The following is a 22,236-nucleotide window of genomic DNA, read 5'->3' on the forward strand; positions in this document are numbered from 1 at the left end:
CCTTTCCCTTTTTTAGCTGCTAAAAAAATATTTATCTTTTTTGTCTGATCGGGTTCCGGTTATTCGTCATATTCCTGTAAACCGTTCACATAAACCTTAAAACAATTTTTTATGAGCAATTTTATGTTCTTATTCAGAGGGGGTCTCGATCCATTTACCGCATCACCCGAAGCCATGCAGCAAAACATGGAACAATGGTTTGCCTGGGTAGGCCAGTTACAGGCATCAGGTGTATATGTAGCCGGTGAAGCACTGATGCCAACTGGTAAAACCCTGCGCAAAGACCATGTAGTTACCGATGGTCCTTACATGGAAAGCAAGGAAATGGTAGGAGGCTTTTTTGTAGTAAAAGCCGATAGCCTGGATGCAGCCCTCGAAATTGCCAAAGGCTGTCCGGATCTGGCACTTGGCGGATCTGTGGAAGTTCGTGATGTGGTTGTTTTTGAATGAGTGCAGCTACACAACATACCGAACAACTGATCGACCATCTTTTCCGGCACCAATCGGGAAAGATGGTTGCTGTATTAAGTCATGTCGCTGGTCTGGAACAGATTAATCTGGTAGAAGATCTGGTACAGGATACTTTTATCAATGCCCTCCAGCACTGGAAAATAAAAGGCATCCCCGATAACCCGGCAGCCTGGTTAATGCAGGTGGCCAAAAACAAAGCCACCGATCTGCTTCGCAGACAGCATTACCATAGCCGTTATATACAATCGCAGGCTGGTTTTAATCCTGTTGAAGAAACCGCTTCTTTTTTTCATGAACAGGAAATGAACGACAGCGAATTACGGATGATGTTCGCTTGCTGTCACCCTTCTTTTTCAAAAGAAGACCAGGTTGCACTCACTTTAAAGCTGGTGTTCTCTTTTTCTGTTACCGAAATAGCAAGAGCACTGGTTGTTTCAGATGCTGCCATGCAAAAAAGACTGGTTCGTGCAAAAGAACTCCTGAAACAAGGAAATATTCAACTTGAAATACCAGCCGGTAAACAGTTGCAGGACAGACTATCAATCGTAAGAACCGTTTTATACCTGTTATTCAATGAAGGATACCTTTCACACAAAAAAGATGAAATTATCCGACAGGATCTTTGCATGGAAGCCATCCGCTGTGCAAAAATTATTACAGAACACCCGGCTACACAGGATCCCGTAAACGATGCTTTGCTGGCATTACTCTGTTTACATGCTGCCCGTTTCGATAGCCGGATATCTGATTCGAATGAATTGATTTTACTGGAACAACAGGATCGGAATCTTTGGGATAAGGAATTGTTACAGGTAGGTTACCATTACCTTAATCGAGCTTCTGCCGCCCCTGTAATCAGCCAGTACCATATTGAAGCAGCCATTGCTGCCGAACATAGTATAGCCCTTGATTTTGCTTCTACCAACTGGACAAGGATTCTTTCTTTATATGATTTATTGACCACGATCAGTCCGGCACCGGCTATTTACCTCAATCGTGCCATTGTATTGTCTCAGTCAGGAGAAACAGAAAAAGCAATCGCTCAGGTGTTGTCAATTGGGGGTATTGAGCAACTTATCCGCACCGATCACCAGTACGCTTCTGTATTAGGCTATCTGTACATGAAACTGAGCGATCACATCAAAGCGCTATCTTACCTGCAACAAGCCAAGGCTATCACAAGTTCTCCGGCAGAACAAAAAATATTACAGGCGAGAATAGATCTTATTACTGCTAATTAAATGCTTCCCTTCTTCCTTTCTCCCTGCAAAAATAACTTTAGTGATTCATGGTTTACTAATTACTGAACTTTTTGCGGGAGAAAGGAAGAACAGGAGACTTTATTTAGTGAGCTTGGCTACAATAGCTTTCACTTTACTTTCGATTTGTTTGTCTGTAAGTTTTCTTCCAGACATTTCAGATGTTGTCCATCCCTGCCAGATGGTTTTATCGGTATCGGCATCCATGAGTGTAAGGGTCAGCGTTCCTTCTTTCACTTTCTCCATATCTTCATCATAACCCATAAACTGTGAGGGATAAAATACAGGTACCCATCTGCGGTTTCTTGGATTAAAAAACCACCTGGTAAACGATTGTGAATACACCGGTGTTGTTACCTTCTTGTTTTCTTCCTCAATCATAATATCATAGACCAGGTACACATCAGGATTTTTCTTTACTTCCTTCCAACCTTTTTCTGCCAGATTTTTATCGATGGCCTGACGAATTTTTCGGTTGGTCAGGTCATCATTCTTTATTTGTACCGATGCTTTTTCTTTATTAGCCTGAGTAGTTACCCAGCTATAGGTTTTGATCGTGCTGAAATCTACATCAGCATCTTTTTGTACATAGGCTGTTCTGCCACAGCTTATCATTACCCATACCATTAGTACGGTAATAGTCATCCATTGAATCTTTTTCATACGATGCTTTTTATGTAATCAGGATTGTTTGCAGGAATATATATCCAAGCATCGTGCCTGTAATTGCAAAAAACAACCTAAAGATTTGTAAAACCAGCGTTAAATAAGCCCTGCTTATTTGTTTGACAAAAGTTTACAAGATGGTCTTTAAAACAGGTATGTAGCTAAAATTGGCTATCATAAAAAGACCCGCTTCATAAAAGCGGGCCTTATATTACTCAGGGGGTACAAGTGCAAATAGATAATAATCCCCCCGGACTTTCTTTATCGCTCCCTGCTTACCTGAGTATTTGTTGCATCGGTATTACCGATGAGTAGTAAAAGTAACAACTAACTTACAGGTCTTGAAACAGGTTTGATGAACAACCCATTTCAGTAGACCAAAACAGGTTCTCAGTAGAACAGAAAACTAATTTTATTTTGCAGGCGTAATAATAATGTTTCTGTATTCTACCGGCCCGTGATCACCCTGTAAAAGAATGGGACCCGGTTCTCCTTCTTTACTGTCGATGGCGCCTCCGGTAATGCCCGGTATAATCTGGTCAACAATAATTGCTTTACCATTCGCTACAACAGTTACTCTTCGTCCAATCAATGTAATATCAAAGCTCTGCCATTCACCTGCTGGTTTTGCGGCCATTTCATTTGGTGTCAGAAAACCATAGATGCCTCCAAAATAAGTTGATGAAGGCTCTTTACCTGCATTGTCTTCTACCTGTACTTCATAACGGCCACGCAGGTAAACACCACTATTACTTCCTGCAGGATACCTGAATTCGATATGCAGTTTGAAATCGGTAAATTTTTCTGACGTCATCAGGTTGGTTCCCGATTTCGGGCTGGTGAGTATACCATTGATATTTTGCCACTGGTTATTTTTCCCCTGTGGTACCCAGCCATCTAAATTGGTTTTATTGAGAAGTTCAATGGGTTTACCCCAGTTTACCGCTGTGGTTCTTTTCAATAAAGGGGCACGTTCACCGGTAAATGTATAAGTTCTGCCATTGCTCGCATAAATGGTTCCTTTCAGCTGATCGTTTTCAAGTGTTGCTTCCAATACCATTTCTTTATCGGTGCGCTCCCATTGTGCCGGAATAGAAAAAGAGATTTTCCCTTCTTTAGATTTTACCTGTGCGATGGGTCTGGCACTACCTCCATCGGCTACAAATTGCCCTACAAGGGTTTGTATCCCTGATAATTTTACTTCGAGCCAGGATGGCGCAATACGGTCGCCCATATTTACGGTTAAATCCCATCGACCAATGATATCATTATCGCCTGCTACTGTTTTTTTGTGGGTGAATGCGGTTATGGTAATTAATGCCATACCAAGTAATAAGAATAATAAAGAACGGATGATGCTTTGTTTCATATGTGCAATTTGAATACTGAAGATAAAGAAACTATAATACTTTATCTATATCGTAAACTTCCATTCGCACAGTACAAATCAGTTTACGGATTCACTGGCCGGTTTTTTGGCCACTATCAATAAGCCATTTCCGGATTTGACAGGTAGCAGAAAATCCATGATCATACAAAACAGAATCAGCGGATAAAAAAACAACAGTGAAATACATAATAACATTTTAAAAAGAAAAGAATACGCATTAAAAAGAATAAGATGACTATTCAGGAGTTCATTACTGAGTTTACCAAAAAAACCATAGGTGTCTTTCATCTCAGTAATAATAAACCCGTTATCCGTCAAAAGCTTTATTAATGTCTGTTTTGTATAGATCCGTTGATTCTGCTGAATAGTTTCATAATTTTCATAATTCAATAGCAGTTCTTTATAAAAGTGAAGTATGATGGTTTGGTTAACCGGTACATATAAGAGCAATTCGGCTCCGGGTTTCATGGTCTGATGTAAACATTGTAATGCTGCCCGGTCGTCTACCGTATAGGGTAATACTGAAATGCATAGAACCATATCATACACTTCTTTTTCGCTTAGCGCCTCTATCTCTATTTCTTCAAAACGAACATGTGTAAACCCGCGGTTTTCAGCATAACTGTTACCAAAAGCGATATTGCTTTTTGCCCGATCAATTCCTTTAAAATAAGATTGCCGGTATTTAGACGCATAAGGCAGCAGAAACTGACCCTCACCAGATCCTGCATCCAGTAAATGAAAAGGTTGGCTCTTTGAACGCAAGTGTTTACCCAGTGTTTTCGTAATATACCATTTCCTGAGTTGTAGCAGGTAGTTGCCTGTATAGATCAGGTGAATCCAACGGGGATGTTTGCGTAACCAGGAAGGGTACTGATGCGTAAAAAAATCCTGCTGTTTCTTTTTTCTCAAAAGCCGGCTTTAGGGTTCTAAGATAGAAGACTCATTCGGATAGAAAAAAGAAATCTCTGCTATTGCTTTCTATTTTTACAATCACCTGTTCTTTGTAATCTTCATATCTGCCCTACCCATTTTCTGAATTCAGATGCGTTTTCCTGGCTTACCTGTATGGGTTGGAAAATATCCAACTGCATATTGATCTGTATGCGACCACTTCCGATAGGTTTGAACGATTGTATAAACTGTATATTAATGATGACCTGCCTGTTGGCACGGAAAAACAATTGTGTTGGCAATTCCTCCATCAGCAGATTAAGATGCGTACCTTCTACAATGTATTTTTTACCGGTATTGGTAATACAAAAAACAATTTTGTTTACAGTATAAAACATCATCACCTGTACAACAGGTAAAACAAAATATTCTGTTCCGAGACGAACGATCACACGTGTTCTTCTGGGTTCTGGCTGTGCAGCTGTCATTTGCACATAAGGGAGTGCATAAGCGGTAAACATATCCTTCTCTGTAGACCCGTTCATTTCAGTGGGCACCAATGATAAATGAGCTCCTTTCATCTTGTCCGATTTTTACTTATATTTTAATACATTGCTTGTATTCTTCATTTGCCTGAATAGGGCCAATACTTTTCTGGCAGAAAGCATCATGCTTGGAAGAATGGGTGCAGATTGTGTTGCCGGGTTGTAACTGGTATTCTGTTATGAATAGAATATCCGGTTATTAAGGCTGTTGTAGAAAGCAGTAGCAAAGTTTCAAAAGCTGTTAACACATTTCATTTCGATAGCACGCTAACTTTCTGCTGTACTGTTTTCTTCATTACACCATGCGCATATCCCATTTCTCTTCCTCACGCACCACTATCGAAATTCCCTGTTGTTATCTTTCATAAAATTCCTACTATTTCCGTAGAGAATGATTCCATTCGTTTAGGTATAGTACCGTTTATAAATTGTACCATTTTTACATATATGACAGTTCGGTTACAAACAAAAAAAATGCTGCCCGAAAGCAGCATTTTTGTTACCATAAAATGTATCGTATTAGTAACCGGGGTTCTGTTTAAAGTTGGTATTGAAATTGATTTCTGCACTTGGATAGGGCAATTGAAAACGAAAATCTGTATTGGCCATATTCAAAAACAGATAAGTGGTTCCTGTTCCATCGGCACGGTCACCTTTACTTCCATCCCGGTTAATGGGGAGGTTCAATCGCTTCAGTTCAAAGAAACGATCGCCTTCAAATGCCAGTTCCAATCTGCGCTGTCTTAAGATTTCAGCCAGTAACTGATCGTTTGTTAATCCTGTTAACGGCAGGTAATCTGTGTAACGCTGTGAACGCAACAGGTTCAGATCAGCCAATGCTGCTACTGCATTACCGCTATGCAGATAAGCTTCTGCTCTGTTCAGTAATACCTCGGCTGTTCGTAATAATTTAATATCCAGCACGCCCAGAATACCTCCGGTACGTCCGGCATATTTAATTACGTGGTTTTGTTGAACACCGTTATATGGACTCGTAGTGATATAAGCGGCTGTACGCACATCTGTTGCAGAGAAAGCCTGTCTGAGATTATACTCAACCACATATTCAGAACGGATATTACCGGATGTGATCTGGTAATAATTCACACCGGGTGTATTAATATTATCCAGTGTTGTATTCAATACTTTAAATAAAACACCATTATTGGTTTCATCTCTCCAAACCCTGGCTACATCTGCCATGGCTGGTAGAACGGGCGTGGTACCTAATGCTGCATTGGCTGATATAATAGTTTTGGCATAATCACCCATATAGAGATACAAACGTGAGAGCAAGCCCTGTACTGCAGCTTTATTTATCCTGCCTGCACCATTGCTGGTGGCAATCAGCGGTTCTGCAGCAACCAGATCAGCTGCTATTTTATCATAGAACTGTTTTACAGGCTCTTTGCTCGGCATAATATCAGATGCCGTACTGGTTACATAGGGTGCTACCGAATCGGTATTGGTTGCATTTACATATGTTTTTGCATGGTAACGGGCAATATCGAAATATAACCAGGCCCTTACCGCCAATGCTTCTGCTCTTGCATTGTCTTTGAATGTTCCTGCCGGAAACTTATCAATGTTTTCGAGTATGGCATTGGCCCTTCTGATTACACCATATGCATTGGTAAGAAAAGTCAGTGTAGTATTACCATTGTAGCGCCACTCACTGAAATTGGTGAGTGTTTGTCTGCCTGTTGTACTTAGTATCAGGTTATCAGCCAGCGCATCACCCATAATATTCCAGGTAGAGTTGGCATAAGCGCCTCTTAAACCCGAGTACATACCATTAATGGCCAGGGTTACATCGGTTTGTGAAGTAAATGCCCTTGAAGTTTCGATCTGATCAAAGGGAGCCAGATCCAGCTCGCTTTTTTTACAACCGGTCAGTGCTGCAATGGTTGCTATCGTGAAAATGAATTTTTTCATGTCTCTTTTTTTAGAATTAGAATTTGATATCCAGACCCACAGTAATGGTTCTTGCTGGCGGATAACCGTAAAGTGATAATTGTCCTGGCTGAGAGAAAGTAGCTGCGCCTGTTTCACGGTTAGGGAAGCCTACTTCAGGTGTACCTCTGAATTTGGTACCTGTCCATAAATTGGTACCCTGCACATAGAAACGAAAACTGCTGATACGCAACTTGCTGGCAATAGCAGACGGCAATGTATAGCCTACCACCACATCGCGCAGGGTAATATAATCGCCTTTCTCCAGAAACTTGTCACTTGCCAGGTTTACTTTTTGTGATGCATCGGTTAATGATGGATTGGCTGCAACATCACCCGGCTTGGTCCAGTAATTCAAAGCATCCGTAAACTGATTGATAGCAAGACTTGATGCATTACCACCATCACCTACAGCATTTCTGTACATCTGATTGTAGATATAGTTACCACCATTATAATAGAACTGCAGACTCAGATCAAGGTTTTTATAACGCAGGTTTGAATTCACACTTCCGAAAAATTTAGCCAGTGGCGATTTTCCTTCCAGTAAAACCTGATCATTCAATGAATAGGTTTCTGTAATAGAACCATCGGCTTTGTAATACCTGTTCTTACCATTTGCGGGATTAATACCTGCCCATCTTACGAGGAAATAAGTATTCAATTCCTGGCCAACTGTTAGTCGGGTATTCGTGGTAGATGGTAAATCCGGAGATACCAGCTCTGTTATTTTGTTATCGTTCTGGGAATAATTGAATGAGATATTCCAGTTAAGGTCTTTTTTGCGGATCACATCTCCACTCAGACTAATTTCAAACCCTTTATTTACTACTGCGCCCACATTGCTCAGTACACTGGTGAAACCGGTAGTCTGGCTTACGTTTTTAGGGAACAACAGGTCTTTTGTTTTTCTGTTATAATAATCGAATGTTCCTGTGATTCGGTTATTGAATAAACCAAACTCCAATCCGATATCGTAGTTGAAATTTTTCTCCCAGGTAAGATCAGGGTTTGCCAGCTGGCTCGGTATAGCAGCCGGTAACTGATTATAGCTGGCGCTTAATGCATAGGTACCCAATGAACCATAGAACTGTGTTGGCACATTACCTGAAGTACCTACAGAACTCCTCAGTCTGAGGTCGCTGATAAACGACAGCTTATCCATAAAAGCTTCCTTCTTAATGTTCCACCATGCGCTGGCAGCCCAGAAATTAGAGAATCGGTTATTGTTACCAAATCTTGAAGAACCATCTGTTCTTGCACTCAGTTTGGCACCATATTTTTTCTTCCAGTCGTATCCGATAGAACTGAAATAAGAAATGATTGAAAACTGTGAGCGTGATGTAGTAGCTGTTTGCACCTGTGCAGCATTTTCAATCGTTGTTACCGTTGCTGTAGGCATACTGTTACCAGCCAGCAGGTACGAATAAAAATTACGCTTGGTAAATTCCTGTCCAACCAGCACATCAATATTGTGTTCACCATTAATGCTTTTGTTCCAGTTAGCTGTATTGGTAGCTACATATTGAAAATCCTGGTTACCTCCATCCGACTTCTGGCTATAACCCAGAATGGCAGCAAGGTTAGAACCGGGTTGCAGGTAGCTCTCAGTCTTGGCAGTATTATAGTTCATCGCCAACTGTGTTTTCAGTGTAAGCGATTTCAACGGTTTTGCTTCAGCAAAAAGCGTTGCAAATGTTCCGATACGATCCAGAAAGAATGTATTTTTTTCCTGACCCTCTAATGCTGAGAAACCCTGGAAAGTAAGGTTGTACGTACCATTTGGCATATACAGTGGCTCATAAGGATTTGTGGTGAAGTAGGCTCTCCAAGGACTCTGCACATTATTCAGTTCTCTGTTCTGGTATTCGTTTGAATGCGTAACACCAAGGTTTACACCAGTTTTTAGCCAGTCGTATGCCTGGTACTCAATATTAAAACGCCCACCGGTACGATCCCTTCTCGACATATACAATAAACCCTTTTCATTGAATTTATTCAGCGATAAATAGTAACGGATCTTATCAGAAGAACCGGATAATGCTACTTCATGCTGATCGGTATAAGCATCCTGTAAATAATATTTACCCCAGTCGCCGGCTCCTCTTGCTTCCATCAGTTTCCAGATATCTTCACGCTGCTGTGCGGTAATGTTGAACAGGGTAGCACCTGCGGGAAGAGCGCCTGAAGTAATTCTGTTTCTGATCATAGAATCAGCAATGGCATTTACAACGCCTGCATCAAATTCATACTGCAGTTTCTGTCTGGCATTCATCAGCTTTACATTGTTCAGCGGCTGAAGTCCGACAAAACCATGCTGATAAGAATAACGCAGTTCCGGTTTTCCCGACTTGCCTCTTTTTGTGGTAACCACTACCACGCCATTACCTGCACGTGCACCATAGATAGCCGATGCAGATGCGTCTTTTAATACAGATACATTCTCAATATCATTCGGATTAATCAATGCAAATGCCGTTGCGGTAACCGCAATACCATCTACCATAATCAATGGTTCAGAAGAGGCATTGATAGAACCCGTACCACGTACACGCAGGTAACCACTTTGTCCGGGCTGACCACTCTGTCCTACTACCTGTAAACCCGCAGATTTACCCTGTAACAACTGTGTAAAGTTGGAAATGGGTTTTTGCGCAATCTCTTTATTGTCGATCAAAGAGATACTACCGTTCAGGTCACGCTTTTTAATACTTTGGTAACCCACTACCACTACCTCATCCAGGCTTTTATCTGCCGCATCAATCTGAATGGTATAATTACTGTTGGCAGTGAGCGTAAGTTCGCGGTCGGTATAACCCACGGCTGATATAACCAGTGTTTTTACCGAAGCATTTACGGTTAAAGAAAACTGACCCTCAGCATTGGCAGCCGTGCCAATATTGGTACCTTTTACTACCACACTTGCATTGGGTATCTTATTATTGTCTCGGTCAACCACCCTTCCGGTAATGGTTCTGTTTTGAGCGATGGCTGTCAACCCTATTAAAAAGGTACAGCACAGTAGTGCAAATTTTCGCATGATATTTCTGTTTATTGTTTCGCGTAGACAGCAAAACTTCAGCAAATACTGTATCAGGATTCCTGTTAAAAACCGAAGTCGAATTTTTAACACCTGAAACGGGGAAAAGAGGGGATGAATGGTGAATGGTCAATGGTGAATTATGACTGTCAGGGGCATATAGTCTGTGCGCTATGAGCCATGAGCAGCGGGCTTTCATTGGCGGTCAATCTCGCTTTTCTGCTATTCATGTAACTAACGATAGAGGTTGAGCATTCATTTTTGTATTACTCGTTAAAAGAATTGCTTTATAGATCCAAATGGGCTTTTCGATCTTTCAAATGCAGCTTTATAAAAGCTCGCAGCTCATGGCTCATAACTCGTAGCTTTTTATGTTTCCGGCTTACCTTTATAACCATGATCAGTTTTATAAACGGAGATTTTGCTACCCTGCAGGATGCAGTTATACCTGTAAGCGATCTGGGTTTGCAGAGGGGTTATGGTGTGTTTGATTTTTTACGGGTAAAAGAACAGCAGCCTCTTTTTCTGGATGCACATATCAACCGGCTCTACCGTTCACTTGAGCACATGCGTTTACGGCTATCCTATTCAAAAGAGCAATTAACAGCTATTATTACAAGCCTGATTAATAAAAATCAATTGGAGCATTCCGGTATCCGTATAACCGTAACAGGTGGGGCTTCACCGGATGGATATACACCTGTTGAGCCTCATATCATCATTGTTCAACAACCCATTGCTGCCCCACCCGATCATATGCAGACCGGCCCATATAAATTGGTAACACATGCCTACCGTCGCCAGCTGCCTGAAGTAAAAACAACCGATTACCTGATGGCCATCTGGTTACAGCCCTGGATCAAAGAACAGGGTGCCCATGATGTGTTGTACCATTGGGGGGGAGCTGTAACAGAATGTCCGCGTTCAAATTTTTTTATCATCAGCCAAAATAATACCCTTGTTACACCTGCAGTGGGTATGTTACAAGGTATTACAAGGGCCAATATTCTCTCCGTCGCAAGAGACAGTATGGCTGTGCAAGAGAGAACCCTTACACTGGAAGATATCCGTACCGCCAAAGAAGCTTTTATCTCCAGTTCTACCAAACGCATTATTCCGGTAACAGCTGTGGATGATATTGAATTGCCTGTTTATACGGAGAAAAGCATATCTGCATGGTTGTTTGAACAGTTGCGCAGGAAGGAGTAGAAAGTCCGTAAGTCCGCGAGTCGGATAGTCCGGAAGTATATGTATTATTGATGAGCCCTCCGTGTAACTCCGAGCCTTACTTTGTGTGACACTGTGGTAAGAAACCACGGAGGAAAAGGAGTACGGCACGGAGTTACACGGAGGTTTACGTAATAAACAATCCTCTTCCGGACTATCCGACTCGCGGACTTCCGGACCACCCTGGCGAAGGAAGGGCCCAATGTGTACATTATATACTATTTAATAGTTTATGAACTTGTTGTTGGTTGAGCATTTTTCGTTCAATTATTACCAATGTTTTTTGAGTAGTAATAAACCACACAGCAATAATGCTTTTATTTCTTTCAGGTTGAAGTGCTCCATAAATTCCTTTTTTTATATCCTGCTTAGTATATATTTTTTCCCTCAGATCAATAATAACAACTGCCACTTTTTGCTGAGAAACTGCATAAATACATCTCTTGATAGCAGCAGCACTCACATATCCTTTTTGACCCGGGGATTTTATATCACCAATCAGAAGACCATTAATCCTAACATCCGGGTTTTTACTGGCATATACATCAGGTAACCAATACGATCTTAATTGTTTTTCATTTTCAGGAATGCAAGGCAATAACTGAACTTTAAAGCCATAATCAGCCAGTACCATACAAGCTGATTTGTTCATTATCAGCTCCTCTTTACCGTGTAAAGGATGTAAATGAACAAAACCTACCGACGCTGCCTTATATATTTCCTGATACGCCATAGCACACTATTTAGATAAGCTAATTTATTGTAGATCACTGCGTAGCAGACGGAGTTCTGCCTCAGACGTAGTAGACATCAAAATTTTTGGTAAATACAATAAAAAGGAAGAAATTTGTAATGCATTGGGTCGCGGCCCAAAGCCTCCGCAGCCCCGGTTTTCCGGGGCCTGTTTTTTTTAGATGTCTCTTTGATTCTAAAGAAAAGTATGCTCTCTTTCCATTTATTGCAACGCTCTTTCTGACGTTCCCGTCAACCTGACGAAGGAAGGGCCCTCACATAAATATGCTGTTTTTTATCCCCTTCGCTATCAGTAAATTTGTAGGGTGCCTCTTCGTTTATACAGCTTAGTTTTTGTTTTTTTCTTCTGTGTGGTTTTTGCATCTGCACAGGAAAACTTTACGTTTACCCACCTCAATACCGATGACGGGCTGGCCAGTAACGATGTTCGCGCATTGTACCAGGATCATAAAGGGTTTATATGGATAGGCAGTGCCAATGGCTTACAACGTTTCGATGGTACCAAGTTCATCAGTTTTTCTATGGGTAATAAAAAGGGCAGTGATCCTTTACCCATTTCATTGATTGAATTTATTGTTCCCGGAAAAAATGGAACACTATGGTTATACTTCCCTGAACTACGGGAAGTAGGTCTTTTCGATCCGGCTAAATTTATTTATAAGAAAGTAGCCATCAAACCACCCACGCCTTTACCCGGGCGTATTATGCCGAGATTGTGGAACGACAGTAAGGGAAATATTTACCTTACCATTCAACCGATTGGCATTTTAAAATTTGATGAAAAAGAAAATGCCTTCACTGCCTCCGCTCCTTTCCGTATACCCAAGGGCTGGTTTTTTGGTATCGCATCAGCAGAAGATAAAAAAAACGGACTGCTCTGGCTTTCCTGCTCAGATAATGGGCTCGCTGCCTATGATGAAAAAACCGGAGAAACCTATACACGTTTATACAATCCCAAAAAAATACCCCTGCTCAATAACTGGCGCGTTCAGGAAGCCTTAAGCAATATTTATATCGATAGCAAACAGCGCTATTGGTTATACAACTGGCCCGTGTATGGCGGGGGTTCTGAGATCGTACATTGCCTTGACTCAACAGGCAACCGATACCTCAAAGACACAACAGGACTCTCTTTACCAGACAATGAATACTTTGAATACCGTCACATGATCGATTTGCCCAGATCGGGTCTCTGGGTTTTTGGTCTGAATACCTTATTCAGCTACAGCAAAAAAAACAATCGGTTTAATTATTATAAAAACGATCCGCTCAGCAGTATTGCCATTCACTACGAAATTGCCCATCAGGTAATTGAAGACCGGGAAGGTGGTGTGTGGGTGGCTACCGATGAGGGCATTTATTTTACTTCTCCCGGTAAAGACGGCAATGGCGTTCAGAACATGATTTTTTCGGAGGCGAAAAAAAGCCGCGACTTTACCGATATCATTGAATTACGCAATGGCGATTACTGGCTCACCAACTGGGGACAGGGTGTACTTACCATGGATAAGTTTTTTAAACCCAAACCTTATCAGATTTTTAAAAACTTTCCGGCCAACTGGAACTCAGCACAACGTGGTGGTGTTAACCTTACCTGGTGCATGCACGAAGAAAAGGCAACCGGTGATGTATGGATAGGATCCAATGGTGGTCTCATTACACGGTTTAACCCCGCTACCAACAAAACACAGTTTTATAATCCGCCCGAATTTCAGAACGCCACGGTTCGTTATATCACAGAAGATAAAAAAGGACGTATCTGGTTCAGTACACAAAGAGGTCGTGTCATTCGTTTCGAAAACAATCAGTTTACCGTCATCAAAGATTTCGGTACGGCCGTTATTCCAAAAATTTTCTTTGATAAAGATGGTTGGATATGGGCCGGTGTTCAGGGTACCGGACTTTTTGCCATGGAAGCCGAAGGTGGACGCATACTCCAGCAATATGTAAAAGGCAGTTCCGACAATAGCCTCTTTGCATTGAGTGGAACAGATATTGATCAGCTGAACGATAGCATTATTGCGTATGGCGCAGGTGCACTGAATCTGGTAAACAAAAAGACAGGTAAAGTACGCATCATTGATTATATGCAGGGTCTTCCCTCCAATTCGGTTCAGCGGCTGCGGATTGACCGTGCCGGCTATTTGTGGATCGTTACCAATAACGGATTGTGCAGGTACAACCCTTTTAATGATAATATCACACCCTACCATAAAAGAGACGGTGTGGTGTTGGGTGAAAAAACCGTAGCGGCCGATTATTTGTGCAGCGAAGGTTTTGTAATGTTTGCAGGTGGTAATGCACTGGTATTTTTTCAGCCGGAAATTTTCAGTAGTAACCAGCAACCACCGGATGTAAGCATTACCGATTTTAAACTCAACAACGAGTTTCTGCCCATTGATTCCCTTACCGCTCAATCAGAATTAACGGTTAATTATGATCAGAACTCTTTCAGCATCTATTTCTCTTCTTTAAGTTATGTGAACCGTGATAAGCTCATCTATTATTATAAAATGAGCGGCATTGATGATCAGTGGATACGTGCCGATCGTCAGAAACTGGTGAATTTCTCACTGCTACCTCCAGGTCATTATACTTTTCAGGTGTATTGTGAAAATATTGATGGGGTACGTTCCAAAAATATTACCAGCTTCTCCATTTTTATCAGACCTCCATTCTGGAGAAGGTGGTGGTTTATTTCTTTGATGGTGCTGGCACTGGGTGGTTTGTTGTATTTTATTCACCGTCTGCGTATCAACAGAATCCTGGCCGTTGAAAATTTAAGGAACCGCGTGGCACGCGACCTGCATGATGATATGGGCTCTACCCTCAGTACCATCAATATCCTGAGTACCATGGCTAAGAGCAAACTCAATACAGATAATGTAAGGGCCAGTGAATACCTGGGTAAAATCAGTGATAACAGTCAGCGCATGATGGAAGCCATGGATGATATTGTATGGAGCATCAAACCCATGAACGATTCTATGCAGAAAATCACGGCACGTATGCGTGAAATTGCCACAAGTGTACTGGAAGCAAAAGATATCGACCTTCGGTTCCGCACCGATGATTCTATTGAAGATGTAAAAATGAATATGGAAGCGCGTCGCGATTTCTTTTTACTCTTCAAGGAAGCCATTAACAATATTGCCAAATATTCCAAAGCCAGTGAAGCTTCTGTACACCTCACGGTTCATCATAAAAGAATGATGATGATCATCAAAGACAATGGTGTTGGATTCGATATTGATGCGGCTGATGGAAACGGGCTCGGTAATATGTATAAACGTGCCGCTTCTTTAAAAGGAAGAATACAGATACAATCTAAACCGGGTGAGGGCACGCAGATTACTTTGAATATACCTGTTCAGTAAATAACCTTTAAGATTTTTGAGGAGGATTTTCACCGCGGAGAACAAGAGGGCGCGGGGGTTACGCAGGGTTGTTGTTTAAATAACTATATGTTTGTAGCTCTTTAACTTTGCTTATTTTGAAAGGAGATTTTATTAACTATTCTTTTGGTGACCTCCCGATCCGGTTATATACACCTGATACAAACGAATTAAAGAATGCATGGAACAGTGGTAGTCTTACCCATTTCCCTTATTGGGGTAAATGCTGGCCGGCGGCATTGGGGTTGGCTGAATTTATAACCCAATATCCCTCATTGATACGGGATAAAGAAGTTGTAGAACTGGCGGCCGGTCTGGGTTTACCATCAATGGTAGCCGCCCTGTATGCAAAAAAAGTAATCAGCTCCGATTACCTGCCCGATCCGCTGGCATACATCAACAAATCGGCTAAAGAAAACAGCATACTGAATATTGAAACCTGCATTATTAACTGGCAGCATATACCAACAGATTTCAAAGCTGATGTTGTTCTGTTAAGCGATGTAAATTATGATCCGGATGCTTTTGATGCGTTGGATCAGTTACTCTCCTTTTTTCTGAAGCAAGGCACTTTAATTATACTGAGCACACCGCAACGCATCATGGCAAAATCTTTTGTAGAAAAATGGCAATCCTTTCAGCTATTTCAGGAGGAGTTTGTGTATGATGAGGTGAGGGTGAGTGTATGGGTATTGAAGTCCACCCATCCTTCGTCGGGATGACCGAAATACCGAAAGTCTGTTAGTCCGGAAGATGAGTCTATACTTATGGGCCCTCCGTGTAACTCCGTGCCACACTCTGTGTAACACTGTGGTAAAAACCACAGAGGTTGTAAAATTATTTCTGTGTGGTTCTGTGTTTTCAGTGGCAATAATAAATGTCTCAGAAAACACAGAATAGTATACTGTCTTCAGACTTCCGGACTTTCCGACTCCCGGACTTTAAAAGAAACAAGGAATACTCCTGCGTTTATCTTTCTGACTAAAAAAGTAGATAAATGAAATTTCACTGCTACCCGTAAAACCATTGGCTTTTTTCAGATCGGAATGTGTGATATCGTAACTGATACCTACCTGATAATTCGTGGTTCTTAATCCGATGTATGGGTAGGTAGCATCTTTTGCCCTTAGCCAGGCTCCTGCATACAGGTGTGCATCTGTATCACCGATTCCCCATCCATATGCCAGCCCAAGAACAGTCTGGTTATTATTGGCCTGCTGCATAAAATTACTGCTGAAAAAAAACTGGTCCCTTTCATTCACCGGTAACGACGCACTGGCATGAATGGTAAAGCGCCGGGCAAGCCTGCTATTCTGTGCGCTGAAAAAACTAAGTGATGGGTTTAGCAGGTGATACACCGATGCACCAATATTGAAGTTCTTTCCACTTTCATCTCCATAATTATATAACATACCAATATTCAAATCGGCATAGCCAATGGATCGGTTGTTGATGGTTTCGCCACTGGGTACCGATAAATCGAATCCACTACTGGTGAACTGATTGGCAAAACTCACTTTGCTGAAATCTACCACATGCCTTGCATAGGCTGCCTGTACGCCGATACCTACAGACTGATATCCATCTGCGTCCAGTCCTTTGTTAAACCCTGTGGATACAGCGATATAACTGTTTTTATACACGCCTGCACCTGCCTGATCGTACATGGCTTGTATACCCAGGCCCCATTTATCGTTAGCGGCCAGACTGTTTTGCAGGATACGTGTATCAAAAGAAACAGCGCCTGTCTGATACGGCGAACTGATATTGCCCCACTGGTTACGATAATTAATGGCCAGCCTGTGTGCACTATTAAAATAACCCGTTAATGCCGGATTGAATGTGAGTGGTGAACTATAGTATTGAGAAAAATAAGGATCCTGCGCCAGGGCCCTGGCGCCTGTGAGAAGGAAGAAGAGGATGAAGATATATTTTCTCATAGTTTTTTTTGGTGAATGGTGAGTGGTCAATGGTCAATGATTGATAATGTATTCACCATTGACCACTCACCATTCACCTCTTTTACTGCAACAACAACACGGTTCCTGTCTTACGCACCACATTGCCCTGCAGGTCCACAGCTTCGGCCATCCATGTGTAGGTGCCCATGGGTTGTTTTACGCCTAAGTAAAGACCGTTCCAGCCAGACTGTGCGCTGCTTTCTTTAGTGGTAAAAATCATAGTGCCCCAACGATTGAACACACGGAAATAATTCAGCTGCCGCATACCCACCAGTATCGGATACAAGCGATCGTTTTGTCCGTCGTTATTGGGCGTGAAGCCCTGTGGCACATAAATATCTACCCCGGGAATCACTTTCAGCAATATGGTATCTACTGTGGTGCAACCAATATCATTGGTTATGGCCACAGTATATTCTGTAGTGGTGTTTACGCGAATACTCGGTGTTGCTATTCTATTATTATTTACACCGGTTGCGGGCAACCACAGATAGCTGGTACCAATGGCCCTGGCGGTTACCGTTACCGGAATATCTTTTAATACATCCACATCCTTATAACGCACAGCTGGTAATGCCGACTGTACACGATAGGTAACCACACTTGTTTCATTAAAGCCGGTACATACCGGACTGGTAGCCGTTAAACGAACAGTGTAGGTACCTGAGCTGGTATAAATATGTGTGGGAGCAAACTGATTGGAGCTGCTGCCATCACCAAAATCCCATAACCAGTTAATGCCGCCGCTGGCACCGGTAACAGATGTATTGTTAAAACTGGTAGATACACCTGCACATGCATTGGTAAGCGTAAATTGTACCGTAGGTTTATTCAGCAGTTCGAGGTTAATGCTATTGGATGAAGTGGTTGAACAGCCCTGTGCCGAAATAAAACGAACGGCATAAGTACCGGCAGCTGTAGCATTGTAGGTTGCACTATTGGCACCGGTAATCGGTTGCTGATTCAATAACCACTGGTAACTGTTGCCACCTGTTGCATTGAGCGTGAGAGAACCGTTTTCACAGATGATGTTGGTAGCAGGTGTTTGCAATACACCCTGCGGTGCTGCATTCACCTGAACTGTTACAGCACCCGAACGGAAGCAACCCGTAATAGCATCTGTGGCCCTGATATAAAACATACCCGACCCATTCAGTGCCTGCGCATTGGCAATGGGTGCTGTTAATGCGGCATTGGAGAAATAAGCAAAACTCAATCCAGCACTGCTGCCTGCGGTAATATTGGCATCGGCTAGGTTGATGGTCTGCGGTGAACAAACAGCGGCAGGGTTATTAATCACCAAAGTAGGTAATGGGTTGATGGTTACTGAGACAGGAACAATGGCACTACAACCAGATACCGGTGTTCCTTTAATATAATATACGCCTGATGTATTTACCGCATTGGCATTGGCCAGTGTTGTGGTGGCCGCAGCATCTCTAAAATAAGTATAGCTGAGTCCGGCCGCACTACCATTGGTGATGGCAGCAGCCGTTATATCCACCGTACCCGGTGCGCATACCGCCGCAGGTGTGTTGATCAGTATCGAAGCTTGCGGATTGATGGTTACTAGCACTGGCTGTATGGCAGCACAGTTGGTAACCGTGTTGGTACCTCGTATATAATAAGTACCGGCAATACCGATGGCAAATGGTGTGCTGAGTGTTTGTGTACCTGCCGGATTTGACCAGTAGGAATAAGTAAGTCCGGCCGTACTTCCGTTTGTAATGGCAGCAGCAGTAAGGTCAACCGTACCGGGTGCACATACAGCGGCAGGATTGGTGATGCTTACCGTTGGTAAAGCATTCACCGTAATGGTAACCGGTGCCGATGTTGCAGCGCAGTTATTGACATCGGTAACGGTTACAGTGTAAGTACCCGAGGAAATGATATTGCTGATGTTTGCATTGGTGCTACCATTGCTCCACAAATAATTACCACCACCTGTTGCAGAGAGGTTGACAGAGTTGCCTGTGCAGAAAGTGAGTGGGCCGGAGGGATTAATATTAGCAACAGGCAAAGATTGTATTGTTTTCATAGCTGTTACAGTAGCTGTACAATTATTGGCATCTGTAACTGAATAAGAAACAGTTGCTGCTCCTGCAGACTGACCTGTTAAAACTCCTGTTCCATTAATAGTGGCATTGGCATTATTTACAGACCAAATACCGCCCCCGGTTGCATTCGAAAGATTAATCGTTGAACCAATACAAACAGCATTCGAGCCGCTGATTGCTGCAACTACAGGAAGAGCGTTTATTGTCTTAACTGATGTTACGGTTGTCGTACAATTATTGGCATCTGTAACTGAATAAGAAACAGTTGCTGCTCCTGCAGACTGACCTGTTAAAACTCCTGTTCCATTAATAGTGGCATTGGCATTATTTACAGACCAAATACCGCCCCCGGTTGCATTCGAAAGATTAATCGTTGAACCAATACAAACAGCATTCGAGCCGCTGATTGCTGCAACTACAGGAAGAGCGTTTATTGTCTTAACTGATGTTACGGTTGTCGTACAATTATTGGCATCTGTAACTGAATAAGAAACAGTTGCTGCTCCTGCAGACTGACCTGTTAAAACTCCTGTTCCATTAATAGTGGCATTGGCATTATTTACAGACCAAATACCGCCTCCGGTTGCATTCGAAAGATTAATCGTTGAGCCCACGCAGACTGTTGTTGCTCCTGTTATTGTATTAATTATTGGCAAAGCATTTACTAGTACTGTTGTACTCGTAAAGTTGGTACAGCCATTCCCATCTGTGACAGTATAACTAACATTGACCGTTCCGGCTGATTGACCAGTCAGTGTTCCGCTTACGTTAATACCTGCATTTGCATTATTGACCGACCATACACCCGACGCTGTTGTACTTGTTAGGTTAAGCGTTGAACCAACACAAACAGGGCTCACTCCTGTAATTGCATTCACCGTTGGTAATGCATTCACTGTTACTGTTGTCGTTGTCAAATTTGTACAGCTATTCCCATCCGTGACAGTATAACTAACATTGACCGTTCCGGCTGATTGACCAGTCAGTGTTCCGCTTACATTAATACCCGCATTTGCATTATTGACCGACCATACACCCGACGCTGTTGTACTTGTTAGGTTAAGCGTTGAACCAACACAAACAGGGCTCACTCCTGTAATTGCATTCACCGTTGGTAATGCATTCACTGTTACTGTTGTCGTTGTCAAATTTGTACAGCTATTCCCATCCGTGACAGTATAACTAACATTGACCGTTCCGGCTGATTGACCAGTCAGTGTTCCGCTTACATTAATACCCGCATTTGCATTATTGACCGACCATACACCCGACGCTGTTGTACTTGTTAGGTTAAGCGTTGAACCAACACAAACAGGGCTCACTCCTGTAATTGCATTCACCGTTGGCAATGCATTCACTGTTACTGTTGTCGTTGTTAAACTAGAGCAACCGCTTCCATTTGTAACTGAATAGGTAACTATTGATGTTCCAGCGGCCGAGCCAGTTAAGACTCCGGAAGAGATTCCGATTGTTGAGTTTGCATTATTAACTGTCCATGAGCCACCGGTTAATGAGTTTGATAAGTTTATGGTTGATCCTACACAAACCGTAGATAGTCCCGTTATTGTTCCTAGAATTGGTAATGAGTTTATCTTAAAAGGTGCTGCACCAGGATCACTTTCACAACCAGCAGATGTTCTTACCGTTAAAGTTCCTGTATACGTTGCTCCAGAAGTTGCAGAAGTAGGTACAACAACTGTAATACCCCCCCCGGCCGGAAAGTTATTGGTAGTAAATGAAACATTTGAAAAGCCATCTGCTATCGCTGGGGGATCCCACACAATCTGATATTCTGTGGGACTATTTGTATATGTAAGTGTTACATTAAAAAACGATGCCCCATAACATATTGCAGGAGAAGATGGCTGTATAAACGGAAACGTTAGTACAGGTTTAGGATTAACCGTAATCGTTGCACTACTACTTATGCTTGTATTGGTACAGGTTTCCGATAAAGAATTAGCATCTACAACAGAGGTGAGGCTGTAAGTAAAAGTACCAGCAGCATTTGTTGGTGCAGCAATAGTAACTGTTCCTGTCATAGTACCTGCACCAGTTGTAGTAGCTATAGCAGTTTGCGGAACACCATTTAAATTGTAGGTAATAGTATAAGGTGCAATACCTCCTAAGGCCGTAATTGTTAATGTTGGGTTACTTGAATTTTCACAAACAGTTAATGTACCAGTAATAGAAACGCTTGGCATCATAACAATTGTAACAATATTACTATAAGCAGTATTGCCATTGTTATCAACCCTTCTTCTGTAGTACCAGGTTCCTGTTAAATCGGTTGGGTCGCTTAATTGAAACGTATTTCCGCCAACAACGCTGAATGTAGTAAAACTATTATCTTGAGACCTTTCCCATGTATAAGTAATTGAAAAAAAACCGTCCTCTCCAGTAATCGAAGCTGTCTGCAAGATCACATGGTTTGCATCCCAAACTTGACATTTCGTAGTTGATATCGTTCCGCCTGTTAACTGGGCTAGAGAAACAACAGGAATAAAAGCAAAGAGAAGAAATACTAATGATAAACGCTTACCCCCCCGCACTCCACGCACAGGCACACAGATATTGGATGCAATTTTTCCTAGACAGTTCATCTGGGGGGATATTGAACTTTGT

The 22,236-nt window shown here is 42.2% G+C and carries 14 protein-coding genes; 5 read left to right on the top strand and 9 right to left on the bottom strand.

The window, feature by feature from the left end; all coding sequences use genetic code 11:
- The first annotated feature begins 111 nt into the window (after window positions 1-111).
- Window positions 112-450, top strand: a complete 339-nt coding sequence (locus BC659_RS06965) for a YciI family protein (protein ID WP_133473949.1) — start codon at window positions 112-114, stop codon at window positions 448-450.
- Entirely contained in the window at window positions 447-1,712 is a 1,266-nt protein-coding gene (locus BC659_RS06970; protein WP_133473950.1) for an RNA polymerase sigma factor, read from the top strand. Before BC659_RS06965 ends, BC659_RS06970 begins: the two co-directional genes overlap by 4 nt.
- A gap of 99 nt (window positions 1,713-1,811) precedes the next feature.
- Here BC659_RS06970 and BC659_RS06975 read toward each other — a convergent pair whose 3' ends face one another.
- The 6 genes from BC659_RS06975 to BC659_RS07000 form a co-directional block, all read right to left on the bottom strand.
- Window positions 1,812-2,393, bottom strand: a complete 582-nt coding sequence (locus BC659_RS06975) for a DUF4136 domain-containing protein (RefSeq protein WP_133473951.1) — start codon at window positions 2,391-2,393, stop codon at window positions 1,812-1,814.
- A 415-nt stretch (window positions 2,394-2,808) separates the two neighbouring features.
- Window positions 2,809-3,765 carry a 3-keto-disaccharide hydrolase gene (locus BC659_RS06980; protein ID WP_133473952.1) on the bottom strand — a complete coding sequence of 319 codons (957 nt, stop codon included), beginning with the start codon at window positions 3,763-3,765 and terminating at the stop codon, window positions 2,809-2,811.
- Window positions 3,766-3,843: 78 nt separating this feature from the next.
- On the bottom strand, window positions 3,844-4,698 hold the full coding sequence (locus BC659_RS06985) for a class I SAM-dependent methyltransferase (RefSeq protein WP_133473953.1): 855 nt from the start codon (window positions 4,696-4,698) through the stop codon (window positions 3,844-3,846).
- A gap of 101 nt (window positions 4,699-4,799) precedes the next feature.
- Window positions 4,800-5,261, bottom strand: coding sequence for a LytR/AlgR family response regulator transcription factor (locus BC659_RS06990; RefSeq protein WP_133473954.1), 462 nt, complete (start codon window positions 5,259-5,261; stop codon window positions 4,800-4,802).
- Window positions 5,262-5,744: 483 nt separating this feature from the next.
- Complete coding sequence (locus BC659_RS06995; protein ID WP_133473955.1) at window positions 5,745-7,160, bottom strand: RagB/SusD family nutrient uptake outer membrane protein; 1,416 nt, start codon at window positions 7,158-7,160, stop codon at window positions 5,745-5,747.
- Between the two features lie 16 nt (window positions 7,161-7,176).
- The gene (locus BC659_RS07000; protein ID WP_133473956.1) at window positions 7,177-10,218 is read right to left on the bottom strand and encodes a SusC/RagA family TonB-linked outer membrane protein; all 3,042 of its coding nucleotides are present in this window, start codon (window positions 10,216-10,218) and stop codon (window positions 7,177-7,179) included.
- A gap of 396 nt (window positions 10,219-10,614) precedes the next feature.
- On the opposite strand from BC659_RS07000, the gene BC659_RS07005 reads away from it, so the two are divergent.
- Window positions 10,615-11,427, top strand: a complete 813-nt coding sequence (locus tag BC659_RS07005; RefSeq protein ID WP_133473957.1) for an aminotransferase class IV — start codon at window positions 10,615-10,617, stop codon at window positions 11,425-11,427.
- 229 nt (window positions 11,428-11,656) lie between these two features.
- On the opposite strand, the gene BC659_RS07010 is transcribed toward BC659_RS07005, so the two are convergent.
- A complete protein-coding gene (locus BC659_RS07010) occupies window positions 11,657-12,178 on the bottom strand; it encodes a hypothetical protein (RefSeq protein ID WP_133473958.1) in 522 nt (173 codons plus the stop codon).
- A 370-nt stretch (window positions 12,179-12,548) separates the two neighbouring features.
- Between BC659_RS07010 and BC659_RS07015 the strand changes: the two genes are divergently transcribed.
- Entirely contained in the window at window positions 12,549-15,575 is a 3,027-nt protein-coding gene (locus BC659_RS07015; RefSeq protein WP_133473959.1) for a sensor histidine kinase, read from the top strand.
- A gap of 116 nt (window positions 15,576-15,691) precedes the next feature.
- On the top strand, window positions 15,692-16,315 hold the full coding sequence (locus BC659_RS07020; protein ID WP_162847373.1) for a class I SAM-dependent methyltransferase: 624 nt from the start codon (window positions 15,692-15,694) through the stop codon (window positions 16,313-16,315).
- Between the two features lie 219 nt (window positions 16,316-16,534).
- Here the strand turns inward: BC659_RS07020 and BC659_RS07025 are convergent, their stop codons facing one another.
- Complete coding sequence (locus BC659_RS07025) at window positions 16,535-17,533, bottom strand: PorP/SprF family type IX secretion system membrane protein (RefSeq protein ID WP_133473961.1); 999 nt, start codon at window positions 17,531-17,533, stop codon at window positions 16,535-16,537.
- Between the two features lie 82 nt (window positions 17,534-17,615).
- Window positions 17,616-22,031: a PKD domain-containing protein gene (locus tag BC659_RS07030; RefSeq protein WP_162847374.1), complete on the bottom strand. Its 4,416-nt coding sequence runs from the start codon at window positions 22,029-22,031 to the stop codon at window positions 17,616-17,618.
- Window positions 22,032-22,236 lie beyond the last annotated feature (205 nt).

This window comes from Sediminibacterium goheungense (assembly GCF_004361915.1).
Lineage (GTDB): Bacteria > Bacteroidota > Bacteroidia > Chitinophagales > Chitinophagaceae > Sediminibacterium > Sediminibacterium goheungense.

Excerpts from the sequence above, each read along its gene's own strand:
- BC659_RS06965 (WP_133473949.1), top strand. The coding sequence starts at position 112 with ATGAGCAATTTTATGTTCTTATTCAGAGGGGGTCTCGATCCATTTACC.
- BC659_RS06970 (WP_133473950.1), top strand. The coding sequence starts at position 447 with ATGAGTGCAGCTACACAACATACCGAACAACTGATCGACCATCTTTTC.
- BC659_RS06975 (WP_133473951.1), bottom strand. The coding sequence starts at position 2,393 with ATGAAAAAGATTCAATGGATGACTATTACCGTACTAATGGTATGGGTA.
- BC659_RS06980 (WP_133473952.1), bottom strand. The coding sequence starts at position 3,765 with ATGAAACAAAGCATCATCCGTTCTTTATTATTCTTATTACTTGGTATG.
- BC659_RS06990 (WP_133473954.1), bottom strand. The coding sequence starts at position 5,261 with ATGAAAGGAGCTCATTTATCATTGGTGCCCACTGAAATGAACGGGTCT.
- BC659_RS06995 (WP_133473955.1), bottom strand. The coding sequence starts at position 7,160 with ATGAAAAAATTCATTTTCACGATAGCAACCATTGCAGCACTGACCGGT.
- BC659_RS07000 (WP_133473956.1), bottom strand. The coding sequence starts at position 10,218 with ATGCGAAAATTTGCACTACTGTGCTGTACCTTTTTAATAGGGTTGACA.
- BC659_RS07005 (WP_133473957.1), top strand. The coding sequence starts at position 10,615 with ATGATCAGTTTTATAAACGGAGATTTTGCTACCCTGCAGGATGCAGTT.
- BC659_RS07010 (WP_133473958.1), bottom strand. The coding sequence starts at position 12,178 with ATGGCGTATCAGGAAATATATAAGGCAGCGTCGGTAGGTTTTGTTCAT.
- BC659_RS07025 (WP_133473961.1), bottom strand. The coding sequence starts at position 17,533 with ATGAGAAAATATATCTTCATCCTCTTCTTCCTTCTCACAGGCGCCAGG.